Origin of the sequence: Legionella feeleii (genome assembly GCF_001467625.1) — a bacterium.
In the GTDB taxonomy this organism is placed as follows: domain Bacteria; phylum Pseudomonadota; class Gammaproteobacteria; order Legionellales; family Legionellaceae; genus Tatlockia; species Tatlockia feeleii.
On sequence record NZ_LNYB01000028.1, the window covers coordinates 70,101 to 84,670 of the forward strand.

Genomic DNA, 14,570 nt, shown 5'->3' on the forward strand with positions numbered 1-14,570 from the left:
AATTCAGCAAAGTTTCATGAGGCTATCGGGGGCTAATTAACTTTTCTTTATACGTAAAAAGTGGCACTGACCAAATCGTGCCACTTTTTGTTCCAAGGCCAATTTTTTCATACCGTAACAAGACGTGCTTGGGCATAGCTTCGTTTTAGCTGCCCATGAATGGCATACTTGCTTGCTGTCCATCAGCAGGGACTTTATCTTCTGTTGGAGCCACAGGATGGACTAAAGCGGTCACTGAGGCAAACAAGGCCCGTTCTTCCTGTTGAACTTCGAGTTTATTCGCGTTTGTTTCCGCAATAACATAAAAAAGGGTAGGCGCTAAAATGAAAATAGCAAGGCCTAGCAGAATGAGACTGCCCGTTAGATCAAAGGGCAAGGCAATTAAACTGCAAACAAGCATCGTAGTACTCATTTGGGTTAGCTTAGTCATCACATTGTCTATAAAAGTGTAAGAATATTGTCCTTTGTCGCCACCAATATGGTAATAATCGGGTGATTTATGGTAATTCCTTACCAAGGTTTGCTGCTCAGCTGGGGCATCGATACAGCCTGTCAATGTCTCGGCAAAAAGAAAATAAGAGCCAATCAATTTTTCTTTTGTTGTTTGGTTGTCGGCCTGTGCAATTTGTTGTTGGATAACAAGTTGTTTTTCCCGGATCTGGTTAATGACAGATTGCCAACTCATAGCGTATTGATAAGCCTGCAGTTTTTGAAAAGCCTCAACTAAAAGCTTTTGCGCATCGTCTTGAGTTTTTTGTGGTCTTGCTCTAAAAAAATATCCCATGAGTATCTCGCGATGAATTTTAACGCAAGCAGATTAACATGCTCAAACAATTGTCAAAATGAGCTGCTACCATAATTTACAGCCAGGTAATAACTTTTAACAAGTCCTTGACGTTAGAGGTAAAATAAAGGTGGTGGAAAAGAAAGTTATTATTTGAAAAAACTGGTATGTATTTTGCTAACTAATGTAAGATTACAGGGAGTTTGCCCATGGTTGATTTAATCCAGTTAGCCTCTATACAACCAACTGCCAAAGAGCTTGATTTGGCATGTGAAAATGATGCAATAGAGGGTGATAAAAGCTTGCAAGATAATACGGCATTTATCGCTATTTTAGAGCATTTATTGCTTGACGAAGTTAGTGCATCTGGCGTTATAAATCAAGAAAAAAATATTAACCAGCAAGAAAAGCCTGGTACTGAATCTCCTGAGCAGATGGAATTGATTAATACAACGGAATTTGGTGACAATGGTTACATCAATCAAACCATTGATGAAGAAAAATCTATTGAAACATCCAATAAAATAAACGAACAGAAAGACGAAATCGATTTAATAACCGTTGATAACCCACAATTAGCTTGGTTTAATGCCTCTTCTTTCGAAGCACCTGGGGTGAATTTGGAACTTTCCCTGGAGGAAGTAGCGGTCTCTGTTAATCAGCTTATACCAAGCAACCAACAAGCCTTGAAGGGACAGGAAATAGGAAAGCTTCCCTTAATAACACCTGAAAGAGGAAACGAGGTAACAGGGGAATCCACGGCAGTTAAATTGGATAAGCCAATCACACAAGAGTTGTCACTTGTAAAGCCAACGAGTGATTATTCAAGTAATACGACTCATTTACAGACTCTTTTTGAGCAAATTAGGAATTCAGAAAGTACTATTCCATCAGTAGTCTCCGAGAAAAATTTATTAGAGTCGGCCTCCGAAGACAATGAAATGTTCGTGATAGAACAACGAAGTGACAAAAATCTGGCAGCTATAATGCCTGCCTTGACTAATCATCCAAATATGCAGACCCCGACTACTGTAACAGTTCCAGCCAAGGTGATTGAATTGTCACAGAGTGTCGTGAATCCCGAGTGGGGAAACGAATTTAATCAGCAGATAATCTGGCTAGGCCAACAAAAAATTAAAAGTGCGACTATAAAATTAAATCCGCAGGAGCTAGGTCCATTGGAAGTCAGTATTAAAGTGGTTAAAGAAGCTGCTACTGTCAATATTACGACTCACTCAGCACCTGTCAGGGATTTGATTGAACAAGCCCTCCCGCGATTGCGGGATATGATGGCTGAACAAGGTATCAATTTGTCGCAGGTCAATATTGAGTCAAATAATAATCATAGACAACAATCCCCGCAGTACGATGAAAAAATACGGGTTGATCAGGAAGTCAATGATGAACAAGTACTTGCCACTACGTCATTAACAGCTAGAGTCAGTAAAAGGCTTATTGACTATTTTGCTTAAAAAATCATTCTTTAAATAATCAAATTTTAACGGAGGTTTAAGCATGTCGGCTTCCAGTGGATCTAAAAATTATTTTCTTGATTGGTTCCTACAGAATGGTAATTTTCTTGATAAGAAGCTGACTACAAAAGAATGGGATCAGAAGGCAAGCGAACCTGCTGTAAAAAAAGCGGTTGAAAACAATAAAAAAGCACGTGCAATATACAGTTATCTGGGTAGCAAAATCATCTTGCAACATGCAAGGCTGGTAGATTACATTTTAACGGAAGCCTTTAAAAAATTAAAGGCTTCCGACTTTGAAAATCCCTCTGGTTTTGCACAACCTGAAAAAGCAAGCCCAGAGGTTGCTAATTTTTTTAAGGTAAGGAATAAATTAGAAGATTTCATTCGTCAAAATGTCTCTCAGCATTCTAGTCAAGCCACCCAGCTTCAGGCTTTTCAACGATGGCTTACAACAGCAGAGATGTTGCGTCAACAAGGCTGTTATGAAGGCGTTAATGTGGTTGTTGGTGTGTTGATACAAATGGATATTAAATTAAAACTGGTGGCTCATTTACCGGAAATTTACCGAAATCAATTTTTAGAACTAGAAACACTCATTGCACCTTTAAAAGCCTTCCAAGTTCTACGTAAGGAGCTTGCGAATGGGCGAAAACCCTATCACGATCTACCCTGTATCTTAATGTTGATTAGAGATCTCACCGGGTTTAGTGAAGTGCTGGGAGAGAATCAGAGTGAAATTGAACCCAAGCATTCCTCTTTTCAACAACTTGCTGCCAAGGAAAAAATGATACAAGGTATTTTAAATACTCAGACAAGGCCATTACCCTGGTTTCCTAATGCCTTACGAGAGGTTTATGAAAAAGTTGTAGGAAAAAAAGATAGCGTTGTTTGTAACCCAGCCGCCATAGCAGAGGATGGAGAGCGTCCTGCTTTAAAGAGGGAGAGAGATGTTGTTAATTTATTAACATCCAATACTAAAGGCAACCCCTGGTTTTGGCAGTCCGTAGTTCCAGAGGAAAAGCCGGCCTTGGGGGAAGGGATGGTTCTTACCTGTTCCCCCGTAGTTTTTTGAGCCGCAATACTATTTATCAGGAAATTAATAACAACTTCTTACACAACGAACAACAGCCCCATAGCGATTAACATAACAGTTTTTTTGGCAACGTACACCATAATAAGGTCCCGAGCCACGCCAGTAAACAGGCCCTGGACGATAGTAATAACCAGGACGGTAATAGCTGCGACCATAGTAGTAATATCGCGGGTAGTTGCGATAAACTTGGAAATAGGCTAGTTCCATGTTCTTAGTTGCGCTTGGTTTTTGATTTTGGATTGGAGCTGCATGAGAATTTGACGTATAAGCTGCAGTTAAAAACAATAAAAAAGAGACTGCGAGTGTAGGCAGCAAGCCAATGTTTTTAACAGAATGGCTGTTCATGTTTACTGTCCTTAGTTCGTTAGGGCTATTTTAAATTATAGACAGTTCGGCAAATTTTAACCAATTGCTGTTTTAAACTCACAGTAGAGTTAATTCATCGTTTTCATGTATTAATAGGTGGTCAAATTGATTGATAGAAACTATACCCTTCGTTTAGCAATTTTAGGTCTTATCGCTGGTATGCCAATGGCGGTTGCAGCCACGGTTTTTTCACCTGTCTGCCCAAAAGAAATCGATATAATGGAAACCCTGATGAATGCTTATCCAGGTTGGAGTCAGGTTGTTAGTAAAGGGAGTTATTACCTTAACAGCATTGCTTTTTATGCAGGTGACCCTAAGGATTTAGCGAATCTGAAACCCGATTTTGCCAACAAGGGAATGGCTAAATGGTCTTTCTCCCCCAATGATAATATTTATATTGTGTGCGGCTATAATCAGACGGCTATACAACTTACCCAAGCCTTACCTGCAAACATTACTCGTTGTGAAGTAACCTTTGATCAAACGATTATGAGTGAGAAAGGCTTTATCCCTAAAAAAGTAACTTGCTACCATGAAAAGTAGCGTTTCGCTATTCACTAAGCGAGATAAGTAATATTCACCAGAAATCCATTGGTATATAGATGATCCAGGGTCAAGCCGGTACTCATCGTTTGTCCAGGAGCTTGGCCAAGTTGGCTTTTTCCCCAATCCGCAAATTCGTAGCCAATGCCAATTTGAGGTTAATACTTTTTGTACGCCAGCCCCAAGATTATAAGTGAATGTTGTTTTGGTATGAGATACAAAATCGGGCGTTGGTAGTGCCTCAAAAATTGTTGGCATGTTAGTAAAACGGTAAGCTTCGTTAAATCCAACACCTATACTGCCGCTAATCCAGGGGATAACAGCATAATCTCTATCGAGCAAAATCTTGCCTTTCAGGGCGATATGAGAATGTTTTAAGCGGTAGTTGTAAATATAATTATTAAATTGGGGGTCGGCATCATCCCATATATACCCTGATAATTTTGCATTACCTGTAGTGACTACAGCAAGGCCCATTTGGCTTTGGAGTTGATTCTCATGCAGTGGTTTTTGTATTCCTACAAAAAGTTCACCTTCTGCTAAAGCATCTCTTGTCTCATTTTTTACATAGGATTTTTCAATCTGGGGCGCGAGAAAAAAAGTTTGTGTTCTTCCGCCATTTTCCCATACAGGGCCGCTACTTACACTTGCAACAAAAGATGAATAAATAGTGGAGGATAGATTGTTAAAGAGAGGTATATTATTAGTTGCGTGAACTTCTTGCATTCCCAGTCTTGTACAGAGTATTAACACTACACTCAATTTACTGTTGTTTAACTTCATAAATACTCCTGTAATCATCTATCCGATTGACTATTCATTCTACAAAGCATTATCGAATTACACAAGAAGGAATCACTATTAAATCAAGGAGTTGTAAAATAATTGGCTTGTCCTTTTCATAAAAATCAACCTAAGTGAGGGCTCAAATTTGCCTCAAAAAATGCGATAGAAACGTTTAATCATTTAGCCTAATAACAGCATGAAAAAAGTTCTTAAACTTAAGAGAATAATGAGGGTACCAACAGTAATCATCAGGATCTTCGCTGGTATAATACGAATCATATAAGCGGAAATAGGAGCTGCAAGTGCACCACCTAAAATTAGACCAATAATAACTGGCCAGTGTTTGAGTCCAATAGTAGAAAAAAAAGTGGCGGAGATACTGGTTGTTACCAGGAATTCAGCTAAATTAACCGAACCGATTGTATAACGGGGGGGTTCACCCTGAGCGAGTAAGGCTGAGTTGACAATCGAGCCCCAACCACCGCCACCTGCTGCGTCCAGGAAGCCGCCGGCAAAGCCTAGTGGGATAAGACGGTGAATTTTTTGCGCTGGTTTTTCACGCCGCAGTAATTTATAGAGGATATAGTTCCTGAGTCTTTCTGATAAACTGCTTTGCTGAAAGGCTTTGTAGATGATGTAAATACCCATAACAAACAGATAAATCATCAGAAAAGGTTTAATAAGTTGTTCCGGAGCTCTGGTTAGCAGATGGGCGCCAGCAATACCTCCCAGGATGCCTGGGATAACAAGCCTGCGAAACAGGTTATGATCGATGTTTTTAAACATCATGTGTGAGAGCCCCGAAACAGCGGTAGTAACTATTTCTGCAGTGTGGACGCCGGCACTTGCCATTGAAGGCGCTACACCAAAGGCCATGAGCGCGGTCATGCTGATGAGTCCGTAACCCATACCAAGTCCGCCATCAATCAATTGGGCTCCAAAGCCAATTAATCCAAAGAGCAAGTATTCATTCATTGATATTAATATTATTTTTTTATATTAGAATAATACGCTTTAATAATATTTTTTAAATGAGGAAATTAAATATTTTAAAAAAATGATACTAACCAATTCCCATTTTTTTATAGGCTTTACTTAAACGAAATAAAAAAGTGAGTACCATCTTCCAAATAATCAGTGATGGCTTTTGGCCAATAAACGATTAATGTAGGCGATCGCTAAAGCGGAAAGCACTAAAGTCAAGTGAATGACAACTTGCCACATGACTGTATTACTCGTTTGTTTAGTCGGATCGATGAATGTACGCAACAAATGGATTGAGGAAATCCCAATCAGTGCGAGTGCCAGTTTAATTTTCATGGCACCAGCATCTAACTCGTCAAGCCATTCAGGTTGATCCGGATGATTATGTAGATTCAGTTTGGATACGAAGGTTTCATAGCCGCCCATAACAACCATAATGAGTAGATTAGCTATCATAACCACATCAATTAAATCCAGGACACCCAACATGATTTGAATATCATTAAAGCCATTGATGTGGATAACCAGATGAAATAATTCTTTGATAAAACGATAAACATAGGCGATTAAAATAAGCATGAGGCCAAAATACAAAGGGGTTTGCAGCCAGCGTCCCACAAAAATTAGACGACTAATATTTTCTTTTAATTTATTCATGCTAAATCGTTCGCTGTTGAGAAATTCAATTATCTGATCAATTCAGGGGTTGCAGTGTACTGTAATTTTTGAAAATAGAATAGGCAGTCAGATTTCTTTAATAGCACATTTTTTTTCTCCTTGATGGCGAATCAGGGCCTTTTGAAAGATAGGCAGTCAAACGAAGCGATAATTTCCAGCTATAGTTTATTTAGAGGTGGCATTCTTTCAGGGAGAAATTAATGGCCAGGAGGATATTGACAATTTTTGGGTTATTGACAGTCTTTGCATTGATAAATTCCGCGAGTGTATGGGCTTCCTCACCACCAATACAACCACCAGGTGCCAGTTCACCACAATCTTATAATCCAGGTACGGGGAGCGATTTGTATACTATTGGTAATCATGGCGGGAGTTTTGACACTACGCCGGTAGATCACACTGGTACTGAGAATGATATTCACTACGAGTACAATCATGTGCAATCAAAAGAGTATCAAGGTAAACAACCTATCCACAAAGGATTTTGACGCGTGGATGAAGTGAACTTCTGAACTTCAATCACCTACTTGCAGTCAGCAAAGTAAAAATATAAGAAACCCTCGTTAATTTGTTGCTAATTTCTACAAGAAGCGATAAAAATGATTAAGGAATCTTATTAGAGCCAACCATGCCAATCTATTATAATGATAAGCTGTTGACCAAGTTCAAGAATAAGAAAGGCGGTAAAAACCACCTTGAGGTAGACGGTTTTTATCGTGATCCAGATGGGAATGAGTTTTTCATTAAAAAGCCCAAAGATCGTAAAGAGTTATTTACTGAGTTATTCGCTGGCCTGTTGCTGAAGGAATTCATAAGGCGCGAATTGATTGATGAAATTTATCGTGATTCTTTTATTTGTGCAGACTTTATTAAATTTGAAGATGGGAGTTATGGCCTTATTCAGCCAAAAGTTGTATTCAAAGAATTATTTAAAATCATTGGTACTGGCTATCGTGATGGTTCAGATCGGGATCCTTTGTGGGAAATGTTTTGCGGGCCTCAGTACTATATATTACTGACGCAACTAAGACAGCATTTTGGTCTTGCTGTCATTCTGATGTTTTCTTTGCTTTTAGGGGATAACAGTGTTCATAGTGGTAATGTCGTTTGTTTGGAAGTGATTGCTGCTCTTGCGATTGATTTTATACAATTTGCACGTATTGATTGGGGTGCTGCCTTTCGTTATTTTGGACATAAAAAGAATAATGAGGATCTTTTAAACCCGTTTGAATATCAGGGATGGTTCAATCCAAAAGGCTATACAAAGGGTTATTTTTTAAATTACAAGAAAATCAAAGGGTTATTTCCAGCTATCGCCGAACAGGCAAAGAGCTTTCTGGCTCGAGTAGATGAAGCAAGATTTGCCGATATGGTTGCCTGTGCATTGCAACAAATGCCTGTTGATCTAGTGGATCATGAGACCAGAACAGAGCTGACTGCGTATCTTTGTATAGAATCGTTTAATGCAGTAATTTTGGGCAAAGAAGGTAATTCTCAACAATTTTCTCGTGATTTAGCGGAAATATTACATACCCGATTAACAAAAATGACAGGCTTACGGGATTTTGCAGTTGCTTCTGCTGAGTCAAGCTTATCGCAAATTATGTTTGTGGAGAGTACACCCAAAGCGATAGCTTTACCGGTAAATCTGGTTACTCCTTTTGCTGAACAGATGAAAATTTGGTTTAGTATCCTTTCTGCATCTGATGAAAAAAGCATTTTCGATTTTAATACCGTAGAATTAGCCAAATTAGTTAAACAGTTTAATGGTTTTTCTAACAGTCTATTACGGCAAGCTGAAATCTTAACTGGGGTATTATCAACGGCTAATAGAGAAGGCTCTATACCTTCTCATAGAACTGGTCATTTTCTCCGTTGTTTATTTACCATGGAAGATGATTTAACACCTCGCTTCATTTCCTACACAGAAAAGCGCAGTCCTGATGTACAGCCCTATTGGCAGGCTATTGAAATGGTCTTAACGTATAGCTTTAATGTGGTTGTTCTCATAAAGGTACTGCAAAACACTCAAAATTCAGCTGAACTCGGTAAAGCATCTGCCATTCATTTCCTTTTTGGTGCTTTGAAGGACTCTTTAGAATCTTTTGGTATTGCTTACCAAGGTTTAATGCAGGAATTACAAGATACATTATTGTCTATGCCTGGAAGACAACTTGCCAAATGTTGTCTGGATGAAGCGAATTTTGCCCGCACCAGTCTGTTAATTGGATTCGTACTTAAAAACCAAACGCTATGGCTGCGAATGAACCAAGCGTTTGATGAGGGACATGAAGAGTTCAATCAGGACAAAGTCGCGCGTGAAATTGTCAGATTGCGACAAGTTCACGAGGATTATAGTTTATTCTTAACCTTGGCAGGAGAGTTGCCACTAATAAATGCATTTGATACGAAGGGGGTGATTGTTAATAAAGTCTCAGGACTCTTTGAAAAATTACCCGAATCCTTGCAAATAGAACTGGCACCTACCCTAACCAGAATTCAACTTGAATTTAATGAATGGCAACGACGACTTAGTGTTGAGCTGGAGAGTCTTGATACGTTGAGTGAAGAATGCGATTCATCTTCGGGAACAAGCAACAAAATAGAGACAGAGGTAATAAGTAGTGTTGAGAGCGTAGTGAATCCCTCTTCCAAACAAGCAGATGAAACTGTCGCAAACAAGCTGCTTTTTTTCCTTCCGGCTAAGATTACTCATTTCTCAAGAATGGTTAATGAATCGTTCATTAAAAATGAAGGGGTATCTACACCAGGCAGTTGTCTATAAAGATTAGAGCAATGGCGTTAATTTATGGCTTTGCTAGCTTCAGGGTGCGCAGAGTTACATCGTGTCGGTGCCTCTGTATTAAGTTTTCGAGACGTTGAAGGGGACAAGCCATTGGATTAAGAGCTTCTCGATAAAGCTTTGTCCGCATCGCGATAGCCCGTAGCGATTCGCTTTTGGATGGTGTTAGGCGAAAAATCAAAAGGGGCATTTACAGTTTCGGGATCGGTATTTTCAATATAAAGTATATTCTCAATATACTTGTAGTTTATAAGACGTTGATAGCCTGGTAGTTGTTTGATAGGGCTATTGGCTGGGATGACTTTTTCAATTTCATCCATTGCTTCGATGTATTCATTGATTTTTTCAGTTAACTCTTTATTAAATCTGATCTTATTAGAAAATTGAATTTCAAAAATTCTGTCAAAAACGTCGAGCATATTGTCAGGTATTTTGCCTTGGCTGGGAAAAAGATTGATGACAATAATCTGTTTTTCTACTGCAGGATTTGGATCAAGGCATTCCAAAACAGGGGATAGAGGGGTATTTTCAAATAAACCCCCATCCCAATAATGTTTGCCTTTAATAGTTGTCATTGGAAAACCAGGAGGCAAGCTTCCGCTGGCCAAGACATGCATGGGGGTTATTCCCGTACGTTCCTTGCCTTGATTTGTGAATGTTTTTACTTTTCCTGTTGCAACATCTGTTGCTGTAAGAATTAGCCGAGTGGCAGCATGATTCACTTTTTTAAAATCAATGTATTTGTCTAATAATTGCTGTAGAGGCTGAGTAAAATAAAAACTCGTCCAATTAGCCAGGTTCCAATAGTCTGTGCGCAGATGGAAAAAAGATTGATTACCAAACAAGGCCAGATAAGAGGTTAGTTTCTCACTAAAGGGAAAGGGAAAAACAGAGAGCTCTTCCCACATTGCTTCGAGGGTCGAAATTGGTTCCTCTCTGGCACCGACCAATGCTATGGCATTGATGGCACCAATAGAAACCCCTGAAATAATATCTGGTGAGAATTGATGATTCTCGTAGAGGCGTTTTAAAGCACCAAATTCATAGGCTCCTAATGCCCCGCCGCCTTGCAATACTAATCCCTGTTTGTTTCATGGATATCCATATTCGATATAGCTAAATCTAATCTTGAGTATAGATTAAGTGTGGGCGCATCGCATTGGTTATAGGGAGCATGGTGGGGTACATGGTTAGGGGAAAATAGCCCCTTGATTTTTACCATGATTGGTTTCCATATCATACTGGGTATCCCAGGCATTATGTTTACTGATGATCTCATTTGCCTTCATGTTAAGCTCCGTTTTCAAAACATTACAATTCGGCATCGCTGGCGTATTAAGCAAGGCCTGCTCAATTTCCATAGCGGCTCGTTTGCCATTATTTCCATGGCCTTCTTCATGTTTGATCAAATTGTTCAGATAATTATTCCATTTGTTTTGTAAATAAGGGGTGCTGGAGTTTTGATTGCTCCATGCTGGAAGAATGCTTGTTACATTGGCTGAGACTGTAACATTTTTCACATAACAGGGATTTTGCGAGGGATGATTATAATGCCAGTTATAATTCCAGGTAACATACCAAATGGTCTGCGCATCGTAGTGATGACCTTTAATAACAGGACCTAACTCACCCATTTGCTCGCGTAAGGTTTGTTCTGTGTTGCCGCTGATTTGATAGTAATTTTTTACCTCATTAATGGTATAGCTGGCAAAAGCCGTATTACTGAAAAAAAATAACAAGAAAGAAGAAAAAAAAAGACGTTTCATGGTTAAGCTCCTGAAATATCAGGTAATCAAGCATTGACGAATGTTACTACTATAACAAAGATCAATGATCGCAGGTCAAATATCTCTAGCAATTTACCAGAATGTTTATTTTATTTTGACATTTCAGTCTAAATTAGACTAAAATATCTTTTTTGGTTGTAAAAATTATTCTATGAAAAAAGCAATTAAAGCCTTCCTACCCACCGCTGAAGCAATTCAACGACTCTTATATCCTTATGCGGAGGTAGTTATACACGATATAAAAGACAATCGAATTGTGGCAATTTATCATCCATTTTCTAAAAGAAGAGTAGGGGATTCTTCCTTGTTAAGTGAAGAGGAAGAGATGGCAACCTTGTCAGATTGTATTGGACCTTATGAAAAAATAAATTGGGATAGACGTAAGCTTAAATCAGTAAGCAGTATTATTCGTGATGAAAAAAATCAGGCTGTTGGTATGTTATGTATCAACCTTGATATTTCCAAATTAGAAAGAATGCAGGCAGTGATGGGAGAGTTTCTTGGTTGCGAGCAATTAATACCACAACCAAATCCTTTATTTAAAGAAGACTGGCAAGAGCGTATTAATCATTACATTCATAATTATCTAGCAGAACATCATTTAACTCTTGAAATGTTAAAACGGCAAGAAAAGAAAGAACTCATTGAGCATCTGCAGCAAGTCGGTGCTTTTACTGCCAAACATGCTGCAACCTACATCGCCCAAATTCTCCATATTTCACGGGCTACCGTTTATAACTATTTGTCTGATCACTAAGGGGTAAGGATCCGTTATGTTCGATATTAAAAATGAAATACTACAGGCAGAAAAGAGAATACAGACTCATGTGCGTGAAACACCGCTGGATTATTCTGTTGCATTGAGCAGAATGACTAATACCAATACTTACTTAAAGTGCGAAAATCTACAATACACTGGTTCTTTCAAAATACGGGGCGCATTCAATAAATTACTTTCTTTAAATTCATCAGAACGACAGCAGGGGCTGGTTACAGCTTCGTCTGGAAATCATGGGGCTGCGGTTGCTTTTGGTCTTAAAAAATTACATCTTCCCGGCATGGTTTTTGTTCCAGAAAATATTCCTTCAACTAAGATAGAGAATATTCGTAATTATGATGCTGCCCTGGAGTTTTATGCAACCGACTGCATGCAAACAGAAATGTATGCCCGTCATTATGCCGAGCAACACAACATGATTTATATTTCGCCTTACAATGATCCGCAAATTATCGCTGGTCAAGGGACAATTGCCGCGGAATTAGCTCGGCAACTGGATCCGATCGATGTGGTTTTGGTCCCTATCGGCGGCGGTGGGCTAATAGCTGGGATTGCAGGTTATCTGAAAGCCGTTTCTGCAAAAACAAAAATTTATGGTTGTTTACCCAAGAATTCACCTGTTATGGCTGAATCCATAAAAGCAGGACAAATCATAGATCTGGAAACGAGGGCAACCCTTTCTGATGCAACAGCTGGTGGGATTGAACCAGATGCCATCACCTTTGAGCTTTGCGAAAAACTGGTTGATGACTACATTCTGGTATCTGAAGAAGAAATTAAAGACGCAATCATTACTCTCATCAAAACACAGCATCTTCTAATTGAGGGCGCGGCGGCGGTAGCACTGGCTGCCCTTATAAAAAGCGCTGAACAATTTCATGCTAAAAATGTAGTGGTTATTCTGAGTGGTGGAAATATCAGCCTGGAGATCTTGAGGAAGTTACTTGATTAATACTATGAAAATCATTGAGTTGGCTGAGATAAAAGAATTACTTCATGAGGTGAACCTGATTCCCAAACTGGAAGAAGGCTTTGTTGCTTATTCCCTGGGGAATACAGTGATACCGCCTGTGGGGGAGTTATGTTTTACTAATCCCCCTGGCGATGTACATATTAAATACGGCTATATCAACGGTGATGAATTTTATGTAGTAAAAATAGCGTCAGGATTTTATGAAAATCCTAAATTAAACCTTCCCTCCAGCCAGGGTTTGATGTTGCTCTTTAACCAAAAAACCGGGGAGTTGCAGGCCATTCTCCTTGATGAAGGGTATTTAACCGATTTGCGAACAGCAGTTGCGGGTGCAATTGTTGCCAAATACCTTGCTCCTCGTACTGTGAATAGAATCGGAATTGTTGGTACGGGAACGCAAGCGAGGTTACAGCTTTATTTTTTGCAACAAATTGTTTCTTGTAAAGATGTCACTGTATGGGGGAGGAGTTGGGCTAAATTGTTAGCGTTTCAAAATCAAATGCAAAATGAAAACTGTCGAATAGAAATCACTCAATCGATGGATATGTTAACAGATAGCTGTAATCTCATTGTCACAACGACACCTTCTTCTGCTCCAATCCTTTTTGCAAATCAAATTAGAGAAGGTACTCATATTACAGCGATTGGCGCAGATACAGCGTTAAAACAAGAATTGGATGAAAATATCTTTTCTGTAGCAGAGCTAATTATTACCGACAGTATCACGCAGAGTATTGAGCGTGGGGATACAGCGCATGCCTTACGTAAAAAAATTATTGCTAAAACACAATTGATTGAGTTAGGAACCATTATTGGCGGCCTGAAAAAAGGACGCACTAGTGATAAGCAAATTACTGTTGCTGATTTAACAGGCCTGGCAGTACAGGATCTACAGATTGCGAAGGCTGTTTACGAAAAAGCTGGTTAAAAATTCAGATTAGATAAATTACTTTCTGCTTTGGCTGGAAGTATATAAAGCGCCAAATAAGTTAATAATTGAAAACCACCCTGCACCATATGGTTCTCCTCCAGATCGAATTTCATGACCAACTGGTCAGTGAGGAAAAAAACCAGCCAGTAGCTCAGTGAGATAATAAACGCTATATCTGCCCTATGTCTCCAACATGGCGTTGATTGATTCAAACTAAGACAGACCCAGCCAAAGGCCAGGGTAGACAGTAACGACCAAAGCAAAATTCCAGCGAAGCAAAGTGGAGGAACCCAAACAGGTGGATTGTACATCTTTAATGATTCAACAAGAAAAGGATAGTTCGTATCTGGTGCCCAGCTTTTTTGTAATAAACCAAGGTGAGCCAAGAGGCCTACGATATCTGTCCAGAGCGCTATTAGCCACCAAATAGTCCAAAAAACAATGATTATTTTTTTAAAAAATTCTGTGTTGATTTTTTGTAAAAGCATAATCGTCAAGCCAACTAGGCTCAATCACCATTTAAATTGAATACAATAAAAAAATCCGTAAACTGTTATTTTTCACAATTTCAAGGGAATAGTAGTCAAAT

General features: G+C 39.1%; 16 protein-coding genes. 8 read left to right on the forward strand and 8 right to left on the reverse strand.

Features of this window, described 5'->3' with window-relative positions:
• Window positions 1–145 precede the first annotated feature (145 nt).
• Complete coding sequence (locus tag Lfee_RS04905) at window positions 146–784, reverse strand: lpg1689 family Dot/Icm T4SS effector (protein WP_058444463.1); 639 nt, start codon at window positions 782–784, stop codon at window positions 146–148.
• Between the two features lie 209 nt (window positions 785–993).
• Between Lfee_RS04905 and Lfee_RS04910 the strand changes: the two genes are divergently transcribed.
• Window positions 994–2,256 carry a flagellar hook-length control protein FliK gene (locus Lfee_RS04910; protein ID WP_058444465.1) on the forward strand — a complete coding sequence of 421 codons (1,263 nt, stop codon included), beginning with the start codon at window positions 994–996 and terminating at the stop codon, window positions 2,254–2,256.
• Between the two features lie 43 nt (window positions 2,257–2,299).
• Window positions 2,300–3,331 carry a RasGEF domain-containing protein gene (locus tag Lfee_RS04915; protein ID WP_058444467.1) on the forward strand — a complete coding sequence of 344 codons (1,032 nt, stop codon included), beginning with the start codon at window positions 2,300–2,302 and terminating at the stop codon, window positions 3,329–3,331.
• 24 nt (window positions 3,332–3,355) lie between these two features.
• Here Lfee_RS04915 and Lfee_RS04920 read toward each other — a convergent pair whose 3' ends face one another.
• The gene (locus tag Lfee_RS04920; protein ID WP_058444469.1) at window positions 3,356–3,697 is read right to left on the reverse strand and encodes a hypothetical protein; all 342 of its coding nucleotides are present in this window, start codon (window positions 3,695–3,697) and stop codon (window positions 3,356–3,358) included.
• 126 nt (window positions 3,698–3,823) lie between these two features.
• On the opposite strand from Lfee_RS04920, the gene Lfee_RS16650 reads away from it, so the two are divergent.
• Window positions 3,824–4,261, forward strand: a complete 438-nt coding sequence (locus Lfee_RS16650) for an STY0301 family protein (RefSeq protein WP_082646575.1) — start codon at window positions 3,824–3,826, stop codon at window positions 4,259–4,261.
• On the opposite strand, the gene Lfee_RS04925 is transcribed toward Lfee_RS16650, so the two are convergent.
• From Lfee_RS04925 to Lfee_RS04935, 3 genes are all read right to left on the reverse strand, one after another.
• Window positions 4,160–5,044 carry a hypothetical protein gene (locus Lfee_RS04925; RefSeq protein WP_058444471.1) on the reverse strand — a complete coding sequence of 295 codons (885 nt, stop codon included), beginning with the start codon at window positions 5,042–5,044 and terminating at the stop codon, window positions 4,160–4,162. The genes Lfee_RS16650 and Lfee_RS04925 overlap by 102 nt on opposite strands.
• A 183-nt stretch (window positions 5,045–5,227) precedes the next feature.
• Entirely contained in the window at window positions 5,228–6,022 is a 795-nt protein-coding gene (locus tag Lfee_RS04930; protein WP_064088305.1) for a sulfite exporter TauE/SafE family protein, read from the reverse strand.
• A 159-nt stretch (window positions 6,023–6,181) separates the two neighbouring features.
• Complete coding sequence (locus tag Lfee_RS04935) at window positions 6,182–6,688, reverse strand: TIGR00645 family protein (RefSeq protein WP_058444475.1); 507 nt, start codon at window positions 6,686–6,688, stop codon at window positions 6,182–6,184.
• Window positions 6,689–6,909: 221 nt separating this feature from the next.
• Between Lfee_RS04935 and Lfee_RS04940 the strand changes: the two genes are divergently transcribed.
• Together Lfee_RS04940 and Lfee_RS04945 are read left to right on the forward strand one after the other, a co-directional pair.
• Window positions 6,910–7,197, forward strand: a complete 288-nt coding sequence (locus Lfee_RS04940) for a hypothetical protein (RefSeq protein ID WP_058444477.1) — start codon at window positions 6,910–6,912, stop codon at window positions 7,195–7,197.
• 140 nt (window positions 7,198–7,337) lie between these two features.
• Window positions 7,338–9,494, forward strand: coding sequence for a LepB GTPase-activating domain-containing protein (locus Lfee_RS04945; protein WP_058444479.1), 2,157 nt, complete (start codon window positions 7,338–7,340; stop codon window positions 9,492–9,494).
• A 116-nt stretch (window positions 9,495–9,610) separates the two neighbouring features.
• On the opposite strand, the gene Lfee_RS04950 is transcribed toward Lfee_RS04945, so the two are convergent.
• Window positions 9,611–10,585 carry a patatin-like phospholipase family protein gene (locus Lfee_RS04950; protein ID WP_058444481.1) on the reverse strand — a complete coding sequence of 325 codons (975 nt, stop codon included), beginning with the start codon at window positions 10,583–10,585 and terminating at the stop codon, window positions 9,611–9,613.
• A gap of 117 nt (window positions 10,586–10,702) precedes the next feature.
• A complete protein-coding gene (locus Lfee_RS04955) occupies window positions 10,703–11,278 on the reverse strand; it encodes a DUF922 domain-containing Zn-dependent protease (protein WP_064088306.1) in 576 nt (191 codons plus the stop codon).
• A 172-nt stretch (window positions 11,279–11,450) separates the two neighbouring features.
• On the opposite strand from Lfee_RS04955, the gene Lfee_RS04960 reads away from it, so the two are divergent.
• Genes Lfee_RS04960 through Lfee_RS04970 form a run of 3 tightly spaced genes read left to right on the forward strand, consistent with a single transcriptional unit; the run spans window position 11,451 to window position 13,978 of the window.
• Window positions 11,451–12,056, forward strand: coding sequence for a helix-turn-helix transcriptional regulator (locus Lfee_RS04960; protein ID WP_058444483.1), 606 nt, complete (start codon window positions 11,451–11,453; stop codon window positions 12,054–12,056).
• Between the two features lie 16 nt (window positions 12,057–12,072).
• Window positions 12,073–13,029 carry a threonine/serine dehydratase gene (locus tag Lfee_RS04965; RefSeq protein ID WP_058444485.1) on the forward strand — a complete coding sequence of 319 codons (957 nt, stop codon included), beginning with the start codon at window positions 12,073–12,075 and terminating at the stop codon, window positions 13,027–13,029.
• Window positions 13,022–13,978 carry a Rossmann-fold NAD(P)-binding domain-containing protein gene (locus Lfee_RS04970; protein ID WP_202972485.1) on the forward strand — a complete coding sequence of 319 codons (957 nt, stop codon included), beginning with the start codon at window positions 13,022–13,024 and terminating at the stop codon, window positions 13,976–13,978. Before Lfee_RS04965 ends, Lfee_RS04970 begins: the two co-directional genes overlap by 8 nt.
• Here Lfee_RS04970 and Lfee_RS04975 read toward each other — a convergent pair.
• On the reverse strand, window positions 13,975–14,469 hold the full coding sequence (locus Lfee_RS04975) for a hypothetical protein (protein WP_058444488.1): 495 nt from the start codon (window positions 14,467–14,469) through the stop codon (window positions 13,975–13,977). The two genes, Lfee_RS04970 and Lfee_RS04975, sit on opposite strands and share 4 nt — an antisense overlap.
• Between the last annotated feature and the right edge of the window lie 101 nt (window positions 14,470–14,570).

Coding starts and splice junctions, on each gene's coding strand:
- Lfee_RS04905 (WP_058444463.1), bottom strand. CDS start 784: ATGGGATATTTTTTTAGAGCAAGACCACAAAAAACTCAAGACGATGCG.
- Lfee_RS04910 (WP_058444465.1), top strand. CDS start 994: ATGGTTGATTTAATCCAGTTAGCCTCTATACAACCAACTGCCAAAGAG.
- Lfee_RS04915 (WP_058444467.1), top strand. CDS start 2,300: ATGTCGGCTTCCAGTGGATCTAAAAATTATTTTCTTGATTGGTTCCTA.
- Lfee_RS04920 (WP_058444469.1), bottom strand. CDS start 3,697: ATGAACAGCCATTCTGTTAAAAACATTGGCTTGCTGCCTACACTCGCA.
- Lfee_RS04925 (WP_058444471.1), bottom strand. CDS start 5,044: ATGAAGTTAAACAACAGTAAATTGAGTGTAGTGTTAATACTCTGTACA.
- Lfee_RS04930 (WP_064088305.1), bottom strand. CDS start 6,022: ATGAATGAATACTTGCTCTTTGGATTAATTGGCTTTGGAGCCCAATTG.
- Lfee_RS04935 (WP_058444475.1), bottom strand. CDS start 6,688: ATGAATAAATTAAAAGAAAATATTAGTCGTCTAATTTTTGTGGGACGC.
- Lfee_RS04940 (WP_058444477.1), top strand. CDS start 6,910: ATGGCCAGGAGGATATTGACAATTTTTGGGTTATTGACAGTCTTTGCA.
- Lfee_RS04945 (WP_058444479.1), top strand. CDS start 7,338: ATGCCAATCTATTATAATGATAAGCTGTTGACCAAGTTCAAGAATAAG.
- Lfee_RS04955 (WP_064088306.1), bottom strand. CDS start 11,278: ATGAAACGTCTTTTTTTTTCTTCTTTCTTGTTATTTTTTTTCAGTAAT.
- Lfee_RS04960 (WP_058444483.1), top strand. CDS start 11,451: ATGAAAAAAGCAATTAAAGCCTTCCTACCCACCGCTGAAGCAATTCAA.
- Lfee_RS04965 (WP_058444485.1), top strand. CDS start 12,073: ATGTTCGATATTAAAAATGAAATACTACAGGCAGAAAAGAGAATACAG.
- Lfee_RS04975 (WP_058444488.1), bottom strand. CDS start 14,469: ATGCTTTTACAAAAAATCAACACAGAATTTTTTAAAAAAATAATCATT.